This window comes from Exiguobacterium sp. s89, from assembly GCF_018617735.1.
Classification (GTDB): domain Bacteria; phylum Bacillota; class Bacilli; order Exiguobacteriales; family Exiguobacteriaceae; genus Exiguobacterium; species Exiguobacterium marinum.
In genome coordinates, this window is the sequence record NZ_JACSKS010000002.1 from 485,007 (window position 1) to 503,880 (window position 18,874).

Below are 18,874 nucleotides of genomic sequence, written 5' to 3' on the forward strand. Positions count from 1 at the left end.
AGGACCTCCGCACGGGGATCCTCCTTTTGTATGAAATGATTATGAGTTCGTATTATAAAGTTCAGATTCAACCGCATGAACAGCGGCTGACCAGGAGCCATAGCGATGTAAAATGGCTTTTGTTGAAGGTTTGTTATTCCGCTTCGCCCATTCACGATACGCTTCGAATGAAAGCGAAAATCCCATTTCTTGAATGGCTTCACGAAGAGCATCGGATAGTTCTGTTTTCGAATAGGTCACACTCGCCTCAAGGCCCGCTTCGGCACAGGCATCATGCCACGAACCGAACGTTTTGACGATATGATAATGGCTCGGTGCCTTCGGATGGAGCTTTCGCCATTGCTGATACTTCTTCAAGGTGATAATCGAGCCCATGTCTCGCGAATAAAGTGCGAGCGTCTCGACGATGTCCTCACGTGTATACTTCGGCATTTTGTCTGGCAATTCGACAGTAGATTCTCCATGCCATTCATAGCCTGCGATGGCAAGTGCCTCAGCCCATGACCCGAACTGACGAATGATGGATTCAGGGGATGGCCATTTCTGTTCCATCGCGAAGCGACGGTAGACAGACCGGCGTGGACGTTCCTTCAGCAAGTCCCCGAGAAGGCGGATGCAATGGATCATCCTTTGCTGTTCGGTGGACAAGTGATGGGATTTAGTGGATAGCGTTTGACTCAATGATGGTTCCTCCTTCCGTGGACTCAAATCTGAACCGACAAAGATGAAAAAAATGCTTCTACAATCATACTATCGGATTGTTTTTCGGATTTATTAACGTGAATTTGAATTTTTTTAAACAATTCCTAAGAATTAGGTAGGACTAAAGACTCAGTTGATAATTTCAAAAAATGGTAACAGCTCTATTACAAATTAAATCGAATATCGTGAGAAATGTAAACATAAAGTTTTAATCATCCAAAATTGTCATATTTTATAAAAAAGTACCCAACTGGAGAGTTGGGGTCATCGCCTTCGCTCCAGATGAGTACCCTTCTATAATAAATTTAATTTTCAGACTAATCAATCGAATTATGAAATTAGTTCAAAAAAAATTAAACGACTGGTCAATGAAAGTCCGATTCTGCTAAAATAGCCGCATTGAGTGAAAAACAGAAAAGAGGATCATCACTATGACAGTTTGGTTATTTTATACGTTGCTTGGATTGATTCAAGGTTTCACTGAGCCGATTCCGATTTCATCGAGTGGACATCTCGTTATCTTCCAAGAACTATTTAACATTGACTTGCCGGGATTGTCATTTGAAGTTTTCGTAAACTTCGCTTCGCTTCTCGCTGTCTTAACGATTTATCGAAAAGATGTTGTTCGCCTCATCGTGAGTTTGTGGACCTTCTTATTCAAAAAAGACCGAACGGACGAGACGATGGTCGATGTGAAGTTCATCGGATTACTACTCGTTGCAACGGTGCCAGCCGGTGTCCTTGGTGTCCTTTTCGGGGACTGGATCGGAGAAGTGCTCGGTGGCGTGGCGACAGTCGGGTATACGCTCATCATTACGGGACTCGCCCTTTGGTTCATCCGAAACATGCGAGGGAACAAAGGAGACGGTGGCATCACGCTTCGTGACGCCGTATTGATCGGGCTCGCGCAAGCCGTGGCACTCATTCCCGGAATCAGTCGGTCCGGGGCGACGATCGTCATGGCGATGTTACTCGGCATCAAGCAAGAATCGGCACTTCGTTTCTCGTTCTTCCTGTTCATCCCAATCAGTCTCGGGACGATGATTTTGGATGGTCCGACGCTCTTTACGAATCCGGAGACGCGTGACTTGTTCGGTCCGCTCATCCTGGCATTCATCGCATCTTACGTGTTGACGGCCATTTCGTTGAAGTGGTTCCAACACATCATGGCGAAAGGCGAATTGAAATATTTCTCATATTATTGCTGGATTGTTGGACTTCTCGTCGTCCTCTTTCTCGCATAATCGGGACGCTACTCTCACGAGTGGCGTTTTTTGTTTTGCGTAATAAAAATAATTGCGATACAGTAAATCTGTACAAACAAATATTCCTTCGGGGTCGGGTGAAATTCCCAACCGGCGGTGATGGGCCCATGCCCTAAGTCCGTGACCCGGGCGCACGTGTGCGAACGGTGGATCTAGTGAGACTCTAGAGCCGACAGTATAGTCTGGATGGGAGAAGGAACAAAAAACAGGTCCGCGTGACCTGTGCTTCGTCGTACGCTTTTCTGTATAGAAAACGTTTATTTGGCTTGCCCAAAAGCGACGGAACCCTCCCACCAAGACCCTAAGGACCTTTCCTTAGGGTCTTTTGTTTGTACGGAAAAAGGAGGGAGAAAGATGAAACAGTACATGGAACAGGCCATTCAATTGGCCAAATCAGCCGATGGTCAAACCGGTGTCAATCCGCTCGTCGGCGCCGTGCTCGTCAAAGACGGACGCATCGTCGGAATGGGTGCCCATCTCAAGGCGGGCGAACCACATGCAGAGGTCCATGCCATCCGGATGGCTGGTCCCGCTGCATACGGGGCGACATTATATGTCACGCTCGAACCGTGCTCGCATCAAGGCAAGACGCCGCCGTGCGCAAATCTGATCGTGGAATCGGGCATCAAACGTGTCATCGTCGCCATGAAGGATCCGAACCCGCTCGTTGCAGGCAATGGGATCATTCGTCTTCAAACGGCCGGTATCGAGGTCGAAGTCGGTCTGCTTGAGGAGGAGGCGCGGGCATTGAATCCCGCGTTCTTGCGGTCGCTTGAGACGAAACGACCGTATGTCATCTTGAAGACGGCGACGAGCCTCGATGGGAAAGTCGCCTTGGAGACGGGAGAGAGTCAATGGGTGACAAGCCCGGAAGCCCGTCGTGATGTGCATGAACTACGTGCCACCGTCGATGCAATTTTGACCGGGATTGGCACGGTGCTTGCGGATGATCCGTCGCTCACGGTTCGATTGGGTCATGAGACGCGTCAACCGAAACGGGTCGTGCTCGACCGTGACCTACGATTACCGTTCGCCAGTACGCTGGCCCGGACCGCAGAAGACGTCCCGGTGCTCCTCTTCACTTCGTCTGATGAAGCAGAGCGACGTGAACGAGCTCAAGCTGTCGGCGTCGAATTATTCGATTATACGTCGCTCGGTATGGTCCTCGAAACACTATACGCGAATGGAATCGGGCGTGTATTGATTGAGGCCGGTCCGACGCTCGTCACATCACTCCTTGACGGAGGCTACGTGGATGAATGGGTCGCCTATCAATCACCACGAGTGTTCGGCGGGAAACATGGCGTCTATCGCTCACAACAGGTTGGTTCGATTGAGGACATCTCCCGTTTTATGATTCATCAGGTCGAAACGGTCGGACCCGACTTGAAAGTCGTCCTTCGAAAGGGGGCGTTCTGATGTTCACGGGAATCGTAGAAGAAATCGGGTCGGTCAAAGCGGTCAAGCGCAACGGGCCATCTTTACGACTCGTCTTGTCAGCTGAGAAAGTGCTCGATGATGTGAAGCTCGGGGACAGTATTGCCGTGAATGGGATCTGTCTCACGGTGACGACGTTCGATGACGCGACGTTCTCTGTCGATGTCATGCCGGAAACGTTGAAGGCGTCGAGTTTAGAAGGGGTCAAACCGGGAACACGTGTCAATCTCGAGCGGGCGATGCCGGCGAACGGACGATTCGGCGGGCATTTCGTATCCGGCCATGTCGACGGGGTCGGACGAATCACGAAGAAACGACAGCTCGCGAATGCGGTGTATGTCGACATCCGATGTGAACGTACGCTTCTCTCCTACATCGTACCGAAAGGCTCGATTTCCGTAGACGGAACGAGCTTGACCGTGTTTGACGTGTCGGAGCGAGGATTCACACTATCGTTAATTCCCCATACGTATAGCGAGACCGTTCTAGGAACGAAACAGACTGGTGATTTGGTCAATTTAGAATGTGATCTGTTAGCAAAATATATGGAAAAAGTAATCGGGCAGTCGAAGATGACACTCGAGTCGTTGGCGGAACAAGGATATGGAAAGGCGGGATGGTAATGTTTGATTCGATTGAACGGGCGCTTGAGGAATTGAGACGAGGACGTCCCATCATCGTCGTGGATGACGAGGACCGCGAGAATGAAGGAGATTTTGTCGTACTAGGAGACAAGATGACACCTGAGACGATGAACTTTTTGATTACGGAAGGGAAAGGGCTCGTTTGTAGCGCTGTCGCGGAAGAAGTGGCGGCACGTCTTGACCTTTCGCCGATGGTGACGAACAGTACGGACCCGCACGGTACAGCGTTTACGGTCAGTGTCGACCATATCGATTCGACGACCGGGATCTCGGCGAGGGAACGGTCTCACACTGTTCGTGAACTGGCGAACCCGTCTTCCCGTCCTTCCGACTTCCAGCGACCGGGGCATCTATTCCCGCTGATTGCGAAAAAAGGCGGCGTCTCGGTTCGCCGAGGTCACACCGAAGCTTCAGTTGATTTGGCGCGTCTCGCGGGAAGTGAGCCGGTAGCAGTCATTTGTGAAATCATTCGAGAGGACGGGGAGATGGCGCGCGTACCCGATTTGGTTCAAGTCGCTGAACGTCATGGGTTGGCGTTCATCACAATCGAAGCGCTAGTCCGGTATATGGAGACAAACCTCGTCACGCGCGAAGCAGACGTAGCGCTACCCTCATCGAAAGGGACGTTTCGAGTGATTGGCTACGAGAATCGGTTTGACGGGCAGGAGCACGTAGCCCTCGTCACCGAGACGCTCACGGACATCCCGCTCGTACGCATTCATTCGGAATGTTTGACGGGTGATGTTTTCGGGTCGTTCCGGTGTGATTGTGGTCCGCAACTCGATGCCGCGATGGCACGAATCGAGCAGGAGTCAGGCATCGTGCTTTATATGCGTCAGGAAGGGCGGGGCATCGGGCTGTTGAACAAACTGAAGGCGTATGCACTTCAAGAGAAAGGATTGGATACGGTCGAGGCGAACGTGGTACTCGGGTTTCATCCGGACATTCGGGACTACCGGGTGAGCGCGGCGATGCTCCGTGACCTCGGAGTGAAGCGTGTCCGGCTCATGACAAACAACCCTGAGAAAGTCGATGCCTTGGAATCGTGTGGCATCATGGTCGTCGAACGCGTTCCGATTCATGTCGGAGCGCACGAGGCGAACGAATCGTATCGAATGACGAAACAACTCAAAATGAATCATATTGGAGGATGAAGGACATGACCTATACATTTGAAGGAAACTTAGTTGGAGAAGGGTTAAAGATTGGAATCGTCGTCGGCCGGTTCAACGACTTGATTACGATGCGTCTGCTTGACGGGGCGAAGGATGCTTTGAAGCGTCATGGGGTGAAAGAAGAGGATGTATCGCTCGCGTTCGTCCCGGGTGCGTTCGAACTTCCCCTCGTCGCGAAAAAGATGGCGATGAGTCAAAACTATGATGCGGTCATCACGCTCGGTGCCGTCATCCGTGGTGCGACCCCACACTTTGATTACGTCTGTAACGAAGCGGCAAAAGGGATCGCACAGGCGAGCTATCAATCCGAAGTCCCGGTCATCTTCGGCGTGTTGACGACGGAGACGATTGAACAGGCGATTGAGCGTGCGGGAACAAAAGCAGGCAATAAAGGATGGGAAGCGGCGACTTCCGCCATCGAGATGGCCAATTTATTGAAACAAGTATAATCAAAAGCCGGGTGGTCACCACCTGGCTTTTCAAATGGATAAACTAGGATAAAAAGACTGAAAATTGGGTAAAAGAAGTGCATGGAACGATTGATTTCATTTTAGTTGATAGGGGAGGTTTGGCACGTGGCAACTTCGCATGAATCATTGACGTTACAGTTACAACAACAAGAGCGACTTCATCACCTGCTTTCGTCACTCCTCAATCGCTTTTTGACGACAGAGATTGCGGATTTTAAAAAGCGGGTTGACCAGTCGCTAGCCGAACTCGGACATTACTTTGCGGTCGACCGCGTCTATGTGTTTGATTACGATTTCACGAATCAAGTCTGTCATAACACGTTCGAATGGTGCGCCGAAGGGATCACAGCCGAGATCGCCAATCTTCAAGACGTGCCAATCGACGTATTGCCGGAGTGGGTCAACACGCACGTGGCGGGCGAGACAATGTATATTCCTCGTGTAGTTGACTTGCCAGAAGACAATGCAGTCCGCGCAATCCTCGAACCACAGTCGATTCAAAGTCTGCTCGCGGTCCCGATGATGCAAGGGGAGATGTGTCAGGGATTTGTCGGATTCGATTCCGTTGTAACAGAGCGAACGTACACGGAATATGAACAACAAGCGTTACAAGACTTTAGTAGCGCCCTTCTTGGAGCCGTTGAACGCCATCGGATCGAGGCGAGCCGGGAAGAAGCGCAGCGTGTTCTCGCGCAGCGTGAGAAAGAATTGATCGATTATCAAGAAGGACTCGTTCGGACGCTTTTACGCCTATCGGCTCTCCGTAACAATGAGACGGGGAACCATATCGAACGGGTGCAGGATTTATCGACGTTATTTGCGTCGATTTTATATGAACACCATCATCCAGATGTCTCACTGCTATTCATCGAAGGGATTCGACTAGCGGCACCGCTCCATGACATCGGCAAAATTTCGGTCCCGGACTCAATCCTACTGAAGGCGAATACATTATCCGATGAGGAATGGGTCCTTATGCGTGACCACGTGTATGTCGGAGGCGAAGTATTAAAAGATTTGCAGGCTCAGTTCCCTCAAAATTACTTCATCCAAATGGCCTATCATATCGCGCTCTATCATCATGAACGCTGGGATGGGACTGGGTATATTAAAGGGTTGAAAGGTGAAGAGATTCCACTTGAAGCGCGGATTGTCACGATTATCGACGTGTATGATGCACTCAGGACCGTCCGGCCTTATAAATCTGCCTTTTCACACGAAGACGCGATTGCGACAATGCGAGACATGCACGGGACGTTCGATCCGAACTTGTTCGAACTGTTCCTCCTTCTTCAAGAAGAGATTGCGATTATGTTTGATCAGACATTTAAAGCACACTGAATCAAAAGAGACGACCCTAAGGGACCGTCTCTTTATCAATTAGAACGTTTCAGATGTTGTCTTCGCTTGCATGTGGAGATGGATATAATCCGGGCCACCTGCTTTTGAATCCGTTCCGGACATGTTGAATCCACCGAACGGCTGATAGCCGACGATTGCGCCTGTACAACCACGGTTGAAGTACAGGTTACCGACATGGAAGTTTTGGCGAGCAAACTCTTGATTTACACGGTCGCGCGTGAGCACCGCACCCGTCAAACCGTACTCGGTGTTGTTCGCAATCTCGATTGCTTCTTTGAAGTCTGTTGCTTTTGTGAACGCGACGACTGGTCCGAAGATCTCTTCTTGCATGAGGCGCGCTTTCGGGTCAACGTCTGCGACAACGGTCGGCTCGACAAAGTATCCTGTCGAGTCATCAGCGTTTCCACCTGCGACGATGCGTCCTTCTTCTTTTGCGACATCGAAGTACGATGTGATTTTCTTGAAGGCTGCTGCGTCGATGACTGGTCCCATAAAGTGTTCGTTCTTCTCTGTGTTCCCGACAGAGAGTTCGTTCGTAAGTTCGACGACACGATCGAGCACTGTGTCATACACACTGTCGACGATGACGGCACGTGAGCAAGCAGAGCATTTCTGACCTGAGAAACCGAAAGCCGACTTGACGATTGATTGTGCAGCGAGTTCGAGGTCGGCTGATTCGTCGACGACGATCGTGTCTTTTCCGCCCATCTCTGCGATGACGCGTTTGAGCCAGATTTGCCCTTCGCTCAATTTAGAAGCACGTTCGTTGATGCGAAGGCCCACATCACGTGATCCTGTGAAACTGATGAAGCGCGTCTTCGGATGGTCGACGAGGTAGTCACCGACTTCTGCGCCCGGTCCAGGGATGAAGTTGAGCACGCCTTTTGGAAGACCTGCCTCTTCCATCACTTCGACGAATTTCGCAGCGATGATCGGTGTCGTTGAAGCTGGCTTCAAGAGAATCGTGTTACCGGCCACGATCGCCGCGACTGCTGTACCGGCCATAATCGCGAACGGGAAGTTCCATGGGCTGATGACGATCCCGACCCCGAGTGGGATGTAGTCATAACGGTTGTATTCGCCTGGACGACTCTCGACTTTCTTACCTGGTTTGAGTTCGAGCATTTGACGTGCATAGTATTCCATAAAGTCAATCGCTTCCGCCGTATCCGCATCTGCTTCGTTCCATGGTTTACCTGCTTCTTTGACGAGGTAAGCCGAGAACTCATGTTTACGTTTGCGGACGATGTTCGCTGCTTTGAACAAGACGTCTGCACGGACGGACGGGTCGACATGGCGCCATGAGTCAAACGCTGTGAGTGCTTCTTGCATCGCGCGTTCTGCGAGCTCTTGGTTCGCCTTTGAGACGCGACCGATCACTTCTTCTTTGTTAGCCGGGTTGTAAGACGTGATTTTACCTTCCGTCGTAACCTTTTCCCCACCGATTACGAGCGGATAGTCTTTCCCGAGCTCACCGTTCACTTTCTCGATTGCCGCTTGGATAGCATCGGCATTCTCTTTTTGTGTAAAGTCTGTGAATGGTTCATGTTTGTATGGAATCATTCTCGTTCCCCCTTAAAGTGATGTTGAGCGATAAAGCGCTTACGTCTGTATTGTATCGAAATTATGACCGAAATCCTAGTGAAACAATTTTTCTAGAAACACATGACATTGGAGCGTTAAATCGAGACATGATAGGATGGGGGAGAAGGCAGCTTTAGAAAGGACGAACAACATGAAAAAATGGTTCATTCCGCTACTCCTTGTCTTTGCACTCGGGGCATGTGGCAACGATGAAGAATCGACGGTAGAAGAAACGGAACGGCCATTGCCGGATGCCGTGACGGAAGTGTATGCGAACTATCAAGCGGCGCTCGAGTCGGGCGATGCTGAAACGCTCGCGAGCATCGATTATGCCGGACGGTTAACCGATCTTCCGGCAACCGGTGCCGTCACCCGCCAAATTGCCCCAGGTGACATCTATGAGAGTTGGGTCAACGAGGACGAAGATGTGGCATTTCTTGTCCACGAAATGGTCGACCAAGACGGAAATCCGCTTCCGAACCGACTCAGCAAGGTCGCTGTGAAGGAAGGGGAGGACTGGTCACTCGTCATCACACCGGCTGCATTGCCAAAGGATGTGATCGCCGATGTCAGCGAGCTCCTCATCGGGGTGGAGGCGAATGAATACGGGGTCAATGCCGAGGCGAACGCCCGTCTTGCTGAGATTCCGGAGGATGAGGCTGGTCCCATTTATGATCAAGTCAATGCCCAGACCGACTATATGGCGCTCGAGGCAGACAATAACGTCTTCCTGCTCATGGCAGAGACGTTGACAGTCGAGGAGAACCAAACGATCATGACCGATTATTTTAAAGCGTATGCGAAATGGTATACGGACAACGAGGAGACACTTCGAGAAGCGGCTGCGACGGAAAATCCGATTCAGTATATCGAAGTGCTGGACCCGCTAAAAACTAAACTAGAAGAAGCAGTCGATGGTTACGACGAACAACTCGTCGACCCGTCGTTTGGCTAAGGAGGAAAACAGATGCTCGCACCAACATTCTCATTACTGAATCAAAACGGAGACATCATTTCGCTTGAAGATTATCGAGGTAAAAAGGTCGTCTTGTACTTTTATCCCCGCGACTCGACGCCGGGTTGCACGACAGAGGCGTGCGACTTCCGTGATGCGATGCCGAAAATGGAAGGGGCGGTCGTCCTCGGGATTTCGGCGGACAGTCAAAAGAAACATCAGAACTTCATTACGAAGAATGACCTGCCGTTTGATTTGCTCGTTGACGCGGACCATGAGGTGTCGGAACTTTATGGCGCATGGCAGCTGAAGAAAAATTACGGCAAAGAGTACTACGGCATCGTCCGTTCGACCTTTCTCATCAATGAGGACGGCTATATTGAAGAAGAGTGGCGCAACGTTAAAGTGAAAGGGCACGTCGAGGAAGTTGTGGCTGCTTTAAAGTAATCATGATTACTTAGTGTTACTTAGCACACTATATAGTTATTTTACTTGCTAACGTAAAAATAGTATAATTTTAAAAAGATCATTAATAAAATAGCGTATGTTTTTTTAAACAGGAGGAATAAAAAATGAATAAGTTAATGACTCCTAAGAAAAATAAAACATCTTTCACTTTATATGAATATGCGAACGCATTTAATTTATCTAGAATGAAATCGAAGAAAAAGACGGAAGTTTTTCATATTCAACACACAAATCCTACAAATGACTATGAATCCTTCCAACGAGATTGGCTAGAAATCAAAAAAGATTTTGAATCTGCTATTGAAGAATTTGAGAAAAAATATAATTTGTGATTTCAAAAAATGAAAATGTGAGGAAATCTTGATGCAGAGTCCTGATGATCACAATGTTAATGATGAAATTGATGTCGTAGAAAATACACAGGATATTGAAAATCATGAAGAAGAAATTCTAGATATGATTAAGCATGATAATCAAGATGTTTACAATAAACTGAACGAAGAGGAGCGTCTTTCTTTAGAGCGTACTTTTACAAAGACAGTAGAGAGAAGAATGCGATTCTCAGGTCCTTTGCCACATCCAGAACATCTAAGACAATATGCTGAGGTTTATGAAGATGCCCCGAAAGAAATCTTTGAAATGGCACGGAAACAGATGGAACATAGGCATGAAATTGAAATAAGGGAATCTGATTTACGGAAATCAATTGTTAACAAAAGTTCATTTAACAATAATTTAGGTGTTATACTTGGCTTTATTTTAGCGCTTACATTTGTTATTGGAGGTCTTACTTTAATTGCAATAGACAAAGCAGGTTATGGTTTTACCGTCATTGCAGGTGTTATTGTAAGCTTAGTAAGCATTGTTACGATTAGAAAAATAGGTGAAAAAGATTCGAGTGAAGACGAAAATGAATCTGATGACGATAAACAAGAGAGCAAATAGAATAATTTGTTTTATGAATTCGATTAATATTTTTTAATCGAGTTCTTTTTTATTTAAACTCATATTGAAAATATTACAATCATATTTCGAAAATAATTTCAGAAAGCTTATAACAACAAGGTCGAAAGGGAAATGTAACAATTATATAACGAGTTGAAACCGCTTACTTACAATACCTTGCCTTGACTCGATTGCGAATGTTCTGAAAAATATAGGGAGAGCGCTCAAATCAAGAACGTAGGAGGAGAGCAACACGGTGAATCAAATTGAAAGTTGGCTGGCGAGTTTGTCAAATCTCGTATGGGGGCCACATTTATTAATCTTACTCGTCGGGACGGGAGTCTTCCTGACGATTCGTCTTGGCTTTATTCAGGTGACGAGGCTAGGTGTCGGCTTGAAAGAGGCATTTATTCCGAAGAATGATAAACCGAAGAAGAAGCAACGAGGGGACATCTCGCATTTCCAGGCACTCATGACGGCATTGGCGGCAACGGTCGGTACCGGAAACATGGTCGGTGTCGCGACGGCGATCGTCCTCGGGGGACCGGGTGCCGTCGTGTGGATGTGGTTATCTGGTTTCGTCGGAATGGCGACGAAATATGCGGAGGCGATCCTTGCCGTCAAATATCGTGTCGTCGATGAACGCGGTGAGATTGCCGGGGGACCGATGTATTACTTAGAACACGGATTGAAGAAAAAGTGGCTCGGTATGTTGTTTGCGTTATTCGCATCGGTCGCAGCCTTTGGTATCGGGAATGGGGTACAGACAAACTCGATCAGTCTCGCCCTGAACAACTCATTTGACGTCCCGATGATTGTGACGGGAATCGTCATGATGGCCGTCACAGCGTTCGTCATCTTAGGTGGCGTCAAATCGATTGGGAAAGTTGTCGGCATATTCGTACCGTTCATGATCTTAGCGTATGTCGGAAGTGGGCTCGTGATTCTCATTATGAACCTTGAATTGGTACCAGGTGCCTTATCGACGATGTTCTCGAGCACATTCAGTGCCGAAGCCATCGGCGGTGGTGCATTAGGTGCAGCGATTCGCTACGGGGTCGCGCGCGGTGTGTTCTCTAACGAGGCAGGGCTTGGATCTGCACCGATCGCGGCCGCGGCAGCGAAGACCGACTTCCCGGGACGACAAGCACTCGTTTCGATGACACAAGTTTTGATTGACACGCTCATCGTCTGTTCAATCACGGGGCTCACGATTGTCATGGGTGGTCAATATACGGAAGGGCTTGAAGGGATTGCCTTGACACAAGCGTCATTCGCGTATTTCTTAGGACCGATCGGGGAAATCATCGTGACGGTCTCACTCGTCTTCTTCGCCTATTCGACCGTCCTTGGCTGGTGCTATTATGGGGAGCGTTCGGCGTATTATCTACTTGGGGAGAAAGTGATCGTCCCGTATCGTGTCCTCTATATTTTAGTCGCAGGACTCGGTGCGATGACGACGAACTTGAATTTGATTTGGTCCATCTCGGATGTGTTCAACGGTCTCATGGCGATTCCGAACTTGATTGGACTACTGTTCCTCTCAGGCGTGGTTGTCGCCGAGACGAAACGATTCGAACTCGAACGTAAAAAAGAAACGGCGCAATCTGTCGCCTGATAAGAAAACCCGCCTGACATATGTCGGCGGGTTCTTTTCATACCTTGAATTGGCGAATCAGTGAGTCGAGTTCTTCCATCTTTTGTTGCGATTGTTCAGTCGCGTGGTTCAGTTCGGTGAAACGTTCGACGGACATCGTCACTTTTTCAGCAATCTCCTGCGTGCCGAGTGCCCCGTTGTTGACGGTCGTCGCTACATCTTGAATGACGCCGATCATGTTCGAAGTCAACTGCTCGAGTTCTCCAGCAGCAGTGGCGAATTCGGTCGCGGTCGTCTCAAAACGTCCCGCGTCCGAGCTATATTGTCCGGCCGCCACTTCCAGTTGATCATAGTCTTTCAAGACGTTCGTGTCGAGGAAGTTGAGCATCTGTCCGGAGCTCTCGTTCAAATGATCGACCGAATGAAGGACGGTTGTTGAGATGACTTGAATGCGTTCGACGGTCGCCCGGCTCGTCTCGGCGAGTTTTCGGATCTCGTCGGCGACGACGGCGAATCCACGTCCGGCCTCACCAGCACGTGCCGCTTCGATCGATGCATTGAGCGACAATAGGTTCGTCTGAGCGGCGATGTCGAGGATGTCGTTTGTGAGCGTCGCAATTTCACGGACGGCTTTCGCATCTTGCATCGCTTTCTCCAAGTTTGCACGCGTCGACTGAAGGACGCTGATCGCGTTCTCTTTCGCCTCCACTGCGTGCGACTTGAGGGAGAGGGCGCGTTCATCGATTTGTCTCGCTTCCGTTTTTCGTTCATCGGCCATCGTCACGATGTGGTGAATCGTCCGCTCCATATCTGAGGCGGAAGCGTTCATCTCTTGTGCGCTCGCCGCCGTTTGTTGCATACCGGCGGTCAAGTCTTCTGTCGTCGCAGCGGTCGTCGTCATATATGTGTCGAGTTCTTTCAACTCTTCGTACATATGTGTCGATTGTTTCGTCACCCCTGTCGTCACGTCGTTCACTTGAAGAATTAACTGACGCAGGTTGGCGATGAACTGATTAAAGTCACGTGCGAGTCCGGCGAACTCGTCACGGCGCTTCACAGGAATCGACGTCGTCAAATCCCCATCACTCGTGGCGAGCTCATGCATCTTCGTTTTGAACTCTTTTAGTGGTTCAAAGATTGATCGGAAGATGAAGAGCATCATGAGGATTGTCATGACGGCAGCGATTCCAAGGACGATAAATAGTGTGAGTTGAACTTGGTCGAACAGCTCAGCGGCGGCTGCTGTGTCTGTCTGGATTTCCTCGCGATTCAAGTTGACGAGGAGGCCAAGGGAGTTCGAGAGTGTATCTGCGCTTGCATCGGCTGTATCACGGATATATGTTTCAGCGGCAGCTGTACCTTCTTCGTTTGAGATACGAAGAAGTTCACTCATCACGTTCTGATAGTCGGTCCAATTCGCACTTGTTTGATCGAAAAGTTGTTGATCCTCGTCCGCGATAATCGTATCGTCGTAGCTATCCATCCGCTGTTCTAAAATCGCGACGGACGCTTGAATGTCCCGCTCAATGTTTTGTTTCGTCACCGCGTCATCGACGAGGGCGTGACGAACCAAGTGACGACGTATTTCGAGCAGCTGTTTATCAACTTGATGAATTTGGTCCATCCCAGGTACCCAGGAGACGGTCATGTCTTCTTGTGCTGCTTTTGATACGTTCAGGGCATACCACGAGTAACCGCTTACACCGAGAAGCAACACAAACATGATGCTAAAAGCAGTGATCAGTTTATTCCGAATCGACATACGATTCCTCCTTACGAATCTGTTCTACCTTTAGCATAATCAGAATCTGTCATCGACCGTATAGCTAATTTCGAAAGCGGGTCAATATTCAGACGAGATTCCCCTACTTTATTAAAAATGACACAATTTGAAACGAGATAGATTTTCTTTTTTGTCTCATGAAAAAGTGGTATGATAATGAACGATGTATTGAAAACTGTTGGAGGTGGGAATTTTGGCTCGCATTACAGAAGCTGAAGTTCGGCACGTCGCCGGACTTGCCCGACTTGCGATCACGGATGAAGAAGTGACGCACTTCACGGAGCAATTGACAAAAATTCTCGAGTTCGCCGAGCAACTCGATGAGCTGGATACAACGGGCGTCGAACCGACGACCCATGCCCTAGATTTGAAAAACGTACTACGCAAAGACGAGGTTCGTCCATCGCTTCCACGTGAGGAAGTCGAACGGATGGCACCCGACTGGGAGAACGGTCAAGTCCGTGTCCCTGCGGTCTTTGAGTAAGGAGGCCTTTCATGAGTTTATTTGACCACGGTGTAGCGAAACTACACACGCTATTAAAAGAAGGCGAAGTCACGGTCACGGACCTCGTCAAAGAGTCGTTCGACCGAATCGAAGCGACAGATGATCAAATCGGTTCATTTTTGACACTGAACGAAGAGGCGTTCGAACAGGCGAAACGTATGGATGAGCTGGCGAAAACGTCAGACAATCCACTCTTCGGCATGCCGATCGGTGTGAAAGACAACATCGTCACGAAAGGGATGCGCACGACATGTGCCTCGACGTTCCTTGAGAACTTCTTCCCGGCACACGATGCGACAGTCGTCGAGCGTCTTCATGACGCCGGTACCGTCACAATCGGGAAGTTGAACATGGACGAGTTCGCGATGGGTTCTTCAAACGAGAATTCCGCGTTCAAACCAGTAAAAAACCCATGGGACCCGACACGTGTACCAGGAGGTTCTTCAGGCGGTTCAGCGGCATCGGTCGCAGCTGGGCAAGTCCTCTTTAGCCTCGGTTCGGATACGGGTGGTTCGATTCGTCAACCGGCCGCGTATTGTGGTGTCGTCGGGATGAAGCCGACATACGGCCTCGTCTCACGTTTCGGCCTCGTGGCCTTCGCGTCGTCACTCGACCAAATCGGTCCACTCACGCGTACCGTCGAAGACAATGCTTACTTATTGAATACGATCGCGGGACATTGCGATATGGACTCCACGTCAGCAGAGGTCGAGGTGCCGGACTATACGGCAGCGCTCAACCAAGATTTGACGGGCATGAAGTTCGCACTTCCGGAAGAATTCATGGCAGAAGGTGTCGCACCTGGCGTCCGTGAACAGATTGAAAAAGCGATCGAGACGCTCAAGTCTCTCGGTGCGACAATCGAGACGGTCTCGATTCCGTCTGTGAAGTATGCCCTCTCGGCGTACTACTTGCTCGCCTCGTCAGAAGCCTCTTCGAACTTGGCTCGTTTCGACGGCATCCGTTACGGACGCCGCGCTGAAGCAGACACGCTCGACGAAGTATTCACGTATTCGCGTGAACAAGGTTTCGGTGACGAGGTGAAGCGCCGGATCATGCTCGGGACATATGCGCTCAGCTCTGGTTATTACGATGCGTTTTATAAGAAAGCACAACAAGTCCGTACTCTCATGAAGCAGGACTTCGCTAAAGTGTTCGAAGCGTATGATGCGATCGTTGGCCCAACGGCACCGACGACAGCGTTCAAACTCGGCGAACAACTCGACGATCCGCTCACGATGTATGCGAACGATATCATGACGATTCCGGTCAACTTGGTCGGTATCCCGGCCATCTCGGTCCCGGCAGGTCTTTCAGAAGGACTTCCGGTCGGTCTTCAAATTATCGGGAACTACTTTGATGAATCAACACTTTACCGCGTGGCCCATGCTTTTGAACAAGCAAACGGCGGTTTCAAGATGCCACAGCTCTAAGGAGGACTTACGATGAACTTTGAAACGATCATCGGGATCGAGGTGCACGCCGAGCTGAGCACGAAGTCGAAGATTTGGTGTGGCTGCTCACGCACTTACGGTGCCGAAACGAATACACAGACGTGCCCGATTTGTCTCGGACACCCGGGCGTCTTGCCTAAATTGAACGAAGAAGCGGTCAACCTCGCCATCAAGGCGGCAATGGCACTCAACTGTGAGATTGCGACAGATACGAAGTTCGACCGGAAGAACTACTTCTATCCGGACACGCCGAAAGCGTATCAAATCTCCCAGTTCGATAAGCCGATCGGCTCGAACGGTCACGTCGACGTCGAAGTCGACGGAGAGATGAAACGATTCCGCATCGAGCGTGTACACTTAGAAGAAGATGCCGGGAAGATGAACCATACGGGCGAGAAGCACTCGGTCGTCGACTTCAACCGGACCGGTTCACCACTCATCGAGATTGTCAGTGAAGCGGATATGCGCTCACCTAAAGACGCGGTCGCGTACCTCGAACGTTTGAAAGAAGTCCTCTCGTTCGCTGGCGTCTCGGACGTCAAGATGGAAGAGGGGTCGCTTCGCTGTGACTGTAACATCTCGGTCCGTCCATACGGGCAGGAGAAGTTCGGGACGAAGACGGAGCTCAAAAACTTGAACTCGTTCTCAAACGTCTTGAAGGCGCTCGACTATGAAGAGACGCGTCATCGCAAATTGCTTCTCTCAGGTGGCGTCATGCGTCAAGAGACGCTCCGTTACGACGAAGCTGCGAAAAAGACGATTCTCATGCGTGTCAAAGAAGGGGCAGCGGACTACCGCTACTTCCCGGAGCCGGACCTCGTCCGTCTTGAAATCGATGAGGCATGGAAAGAGCGCATCCGCGCGACGATTCCAGAGTTGCCGGCAACACGTCGTGAACGCTACATGAGCCAATATGGTCTCTCGGCATACGACGCGAAAGCCCTCACGTCGACGCGTGAGTTCTCGGACTTCTTCGAAGCGACGACAGCAGCTGGAGCCGAGCCTAAAGCGGCAGCGAACTGGCTCATGGGTGAAGTACTCGGTCACTTGAACAAGTCAAATGAAACGGTTGAGACGATGAAGTTGACGCCGGAATCACTCGCAGAGCTCATCCGCTTGATTGCGGAAGGGACGATTTCATCGAAAATCGCGAAGCGTGTCTTCACGGCGATGATGGAAGAGGCGGCTGAGCCGAAAGCGTATGTGGAAGCGAACGGACTCGCCCAAATCTCGGACGAGAACTTGTTACGTGGCTACATCCTCGAATTGTTCGAGGCGCATCCGCAAATGATCGAAGACTTCAAGAACGGGAAAGACCGTGCGAAAGGCTTCATCATCGGCCAAATCATGAAACAGACGAAAGGGATGGCGAACCCGGCACTCCTCGATGGCTTGTTCCACGAAGAGATCGCGAAACGCTAAGCAGGCGGCGAGACACTTGTGTCTCGCTTTTCGCTCGAGTTGAGCATAGGGGAGAGAATCAATATGCAACGGAAACGTGCGCGGGTCATTTATAACCCGACATCTGGTAAAGAAGTGATCAAACGGGAACTCCCGTACATTTTGAACCGCCTCGAGGATGCGGGTTATGAGACGTCGACGTATGCGACGAAAGCGATTGGTGATGCCACGCTCGAAGCAAAACGGGCCTCGGCGGCCGAGTTCGACCTCATCATCGCCGCAGGTGGAGACGGGACATTGAACGAAGTCATCTCAGGGCTCGCGCCGCTTGAGAATCGTCCGACAATCGGTCTCATTCCGGTCGGGACGACGAACGACTTCGCTCGGGCGATGCGGATTCCACTGAGCGTCGTCGGCGCACTCGACGTCATTTGTGACGGATTTGAGATGCCGGTCGACCTCGGGGAAATCGAAGGAGAGACAGGTGACATCCACTATTTCATCAATATCGCTGGCGGTGGGATCATGACCGAGCTCTCGTATGAGGTGCCATCGAAGTTGAAGACGGCGCTCGGTCAGCTCGCGTATTACGTGAAAGGGATGGAGAAGCTACCACTCATCAAACCGACGTACATCGAGCTCGAACACGACGAAGGAACGTTCCAAGGGGAAGTCATGATCTTTCTCACATCGAACTCGAACTCGGTCGGTGGATTTGAAAAGATCTCACCGCACGCATCGTTGAATGACGGGTTATTCGACTTGTTCATTTTGCGGAAATGTAACTTGTTCGAATTCATCCATGTCGTCCGCTTACTTCTCCGTGGAGAGCATTTATCGAGCTCGCTCGTCGAACATGTGAAGACGAGTCGCGTCAAGATGAAGACGACCGAGCCGATGAGTTTGAACATCGACGGCGAGTACGGCGGGGAGTGTACAGGGGAGATGCGGAACTTATTCCGTCATTTGACGGTGCTCGCGCCGAACGCCCGGATCCGCGAGATGGAAGAGTTGAATGCACAATATGAACGCGAACAGATGATCAAGCAATTGTTCAATGTTTCGCTCGATAAAGCAGAGTGAAAAGATAGGAATGACGACATCAGTCATTCCTATTTGCAATGGAA

General features: G+C 50.0%; 18 protein-coding genes and 1 riboswitch. Of the genes, 15 read left to right on the forward strand and 3 right to left on the reverse strand.

Annotated features, from left to right (window positions below):
- Window positions 1-39: 39 nt before the first annotated feature.
- A complete protein-coding gene (locus KNO96_RS08375; RefSeq protein ID WP_026825325.1) occupies window positions 40-681 on the reverse strand; it encodes a homing endonuclease associated repeat-containing protein in 642 nt (213 codons plus the stop codon).
- A 452-nt stretch (window positions 682-1,133) separates the two neighbouring features.
- On the opposite strand from KNO96_RS08375, the gene KNO96_RS08380 reads away from it, so the two are divergent.
- The 6 genes from KNO96_RS08380 (at window position 1,134) to KNO96_RS08405 (ending at window position 7,034) form a co-directional block, all read left to right on the forward strand.
- Complete coding sequence (locus tag KNO96_RS08380) at window positions 1,134-1,946, forward strand: undecaprenyl-diphosphate phosphatase (RefSeq protein WP_214699698.1); 813 nt, start codon at window positions 1,134-1,136, stop codon at window positions 1,944-1,946.
- Between the two features lie 80 nt (window positions 1,947-2,026).
- Window positions 2,027-2,169, forward strand: a riboswitch (FMN riboswitch).
- Window positions 2,170-2,321: 152 nt separating this feature from the next.
- Window positions 2,322-3,386 carry a bifunctional diaminohydroxyphosphoribosylaminopyrimidine deaminase/5-amino-6-(5-phosphoribosylamino)uracil reductase RibD gene (gene ribD / locus KNO96_RS08385; RefSeq protein WP_026825327.1) on the forward strand — a complete coding sequence of 355 codons (1,065 nt, stop codon included), beginning with the start codon at window positions 2,322-2,324 and terminating at the stop codon, window positions 3,384-3,386.
- Window positions 3,386-4,027, forward strand: coding sequence for a riboflavin synthase (gene ribE / locus KNO96_RS08390; protein ID WP_214703340.1), 642 nt, complete (start codon window positions 3,386-3,388; stop codon window positions 4,025-4,027). Before ribD ends, ribE begins: the two co-directional genes overlap by 1 nt.
- The gene (ribB, locus tag KNO96_RS08395) at window positions 4,027-5,202 is read left to right on the forward strand and encodes a 3,4-dihydroxy-2-butanone-4-phosphate synthase (RefSeq protein WP_026825329.1); all 1,176 of its coding nucleotides are present in this window, start codon (window positions 4,027-4,029) and stop codon (window positions 5,200-5,202) included. The genes ribE and ribB overlap by 1 nt, the downstream gene beginning before the upstream one ends.
- Before the next feature lie 5 nt (window positions 5,203-5,207).
- Window positions 5,208-5,672, forward strand: a complete 465-nt coding sequence (gene ribH / locus KNO96_RS08400) for a 6,7-dimethyl-8-ribityllumazine synthase (protein WP_026825330.1) — start codon at window positions 5,208-5,210, stop codon at window positions 5,670-5,672.
- Window positions 5,673-5,798: 126 nt separating this feature from the next.
- On the forward strand, window positions 5,799-7,034 hold the full coding sequence (locus tag KNO96_RS08405; RefSeq protein WP_214703341.1) for an HD domain-containing phosphohydrolase: 1,236 nt from the start codon (window positions 5,799-5,801) through the stop codon (window positions 7,032-7,034).
- Between the two features lie 39 nt (window positions 7,035-7,073).
- On the opposite strand, the gene pruA is transcribed toward KNO96_RS08405, so the two are convergent.
- The gene (gene pruA, locus KNO96_RS08410) at window positions 7,074-8,618 is read right to left on the reverse strand and encodes an L-glutamate gamma-semialdehyde dehydrogenase (protein WP_026825331.1); all 1,545 of its coding nucleotides are present in this window, start codon (window positions 8,616-8,618) and stop codon (window positions 7,074-7,076) included.
- A 172-nt stretch (window positions 8,619-8,790) separates the two neighbouring features.
- Here pruA and KNO96_RS08415 point away from each other — a divergent pair, with 172 nt between their 5' ends.
- From KNO96_RS08415 to KNO96_RS08435, 5 genes are all read left to right on the forward strand, one after another.
- The gene (locus KNO96_RS08415) at window positions 8,791-9,594 is read left to right on the forward strand and encodes a nuclear transport factor 2 family protein (protein WP_214703342.1); all 804 of its coding nucleotides are present in this window, start codon (window positions 8,791-8,793) and stop codon (window positions 9,592-9,594) included.
- A gap of 12 nt (window positions 9,595-9,606) precedes the next feature.
- On the forward strand, window positions 9,607-10,041 hold the full coding sequence (gene bcp / locus KNO96_RS08420; protein ID WP_214703343.1) for a thioredoxin-dependent thiol peroxidase: 435 nt from the start codon (window positions 9,607-9,609) through the stop codon (window positions 10,039-10,041).
- Between the two features lie 125 nt (window positions 10,042-10,166).
- The gene (locus tag KNO96_RS08425) at window positions 10,167-10,394 is read left to right on the forward strand and encodes a hypothetical protein (protein ID WP_214703344.1); all 228 of its coding nucleotides are present in this window, start codon (window positions 10,167-10,169) and stop codon (window positions 10,392-10,394) included.
- Window positions 10,395-10,425: 31 nt separating this feature from the next.
- Window positions 10,426-11,007 carry a DUF2335 domain-containing protein gene (locus tag KNO96_RS08430; RefSeq protein WP_214703345.1) on the forward strand — a complete coding sequence of 194 codons (582 nt, stop codon included), beginning with the start codon at window positions 10,426-10,428 and terminating at the stop codon, window positions 11,005-11,007.
- A gap of 256 nt (window positions 11,008-11,263) precedes the next feature.
- Window positions 11,264-12,625 carry an alanine/glycine:cation symporter family protein gene (locus KNO96_RS08435; RefSeq protein WP_214703346.1) on the forward strand — a complete coding sequence of 454 codons (1,362 nt, stop codon included), beginning with the start codon at window positions 11,264-11,266 and terminating at the stop codon, window positions 12,623-12,625.
- A gap of 37 nt (window positions 12,626-12,662) precedes the next feature.
- Here the strand turns inward: KNO96_RS08435 and KNO96_RS08440 are convergent, their stop codons facing one another.
- Window positions 12,663-14,366 carry a methyl-accepting chemotaxis protein gene (locus tag KNO96_RS08440; protein ID WP_214703347.1) on the reverse strand — a complete coding sequence of 568 codons (1,704 nt, stop codon included), beginning with the start codon at window positions 14,364-14,366 and terminating at the stop codon, window positions 12,663-12,665.
- 214 nt (window positions 14,367-14,580) lie between these two features.
- On the opposite strand from KNO96_RS08440, the gene gatC reads away from it, so the two are divergent.
- From gatC to KNO96_RS08460, 4 genes are all read left to right on the forward strand, one after another.
- A complete protein-coding gene (gene gatC / locus KNO96_RS08445) occupies window positions 14,581-14,871 on the forward strand; it encodes an Asp-tRNA(Asn)/Glu-tRNA(Gln) amidotransferase subunit GatC (protein ID WP_012727041.1) in 291 nt (96 codons plus the stop codon).
- An 11-nt stretch (window positions 14,872-14,882) separates the two neighbouring features.
- Window positions 14,883-16,325 carry an Asp-tRNA(Asn)/Glu-tRNA(Gln) amidotransferase subunit GatA gene (gene gatA, locus KNO96_RS08450; protein WP_214703348.1) on the forward strand — a complete coding sequence of 481 codons (1,443 nt, stop codon included), beginning with the start codon at window positions 14,883-14,885 and terminating at the stop codon, window positions 16,323-16,325.
- 12 nt (window positions 16,326-16,337) lie between these two features.
- Window positions 16,338-17,768, forward strand: coding sequence for an Asp-tRNA(Asn)/Glu-tRNA(Gln) amidotransferase subunit GatB (gene gatB / locus KNO96_RS08455; RefSeq protein WP_214703349.1), 1,431 nt, complete (start codon window positions 16,338-16,340; stop codon window positions 17,766-17,768).
- 63 nt (window positions 17,769-17,831) lie between these two features.
- Window positions 17,832-18,830 (forward strand): diacylglycerol kinase, encoded by a 999-nt coding sequence (locus tag KNO96_RS08460; RefSeq protein ID WP_026825339.1) that lies wholly within the window; start codon window positions 17,832-17,834, stop codon window positions 18,828-18,830.
- The last annotated feature ends 44 nt before the right edge of the window (window positions 18,831-18,874 follow it).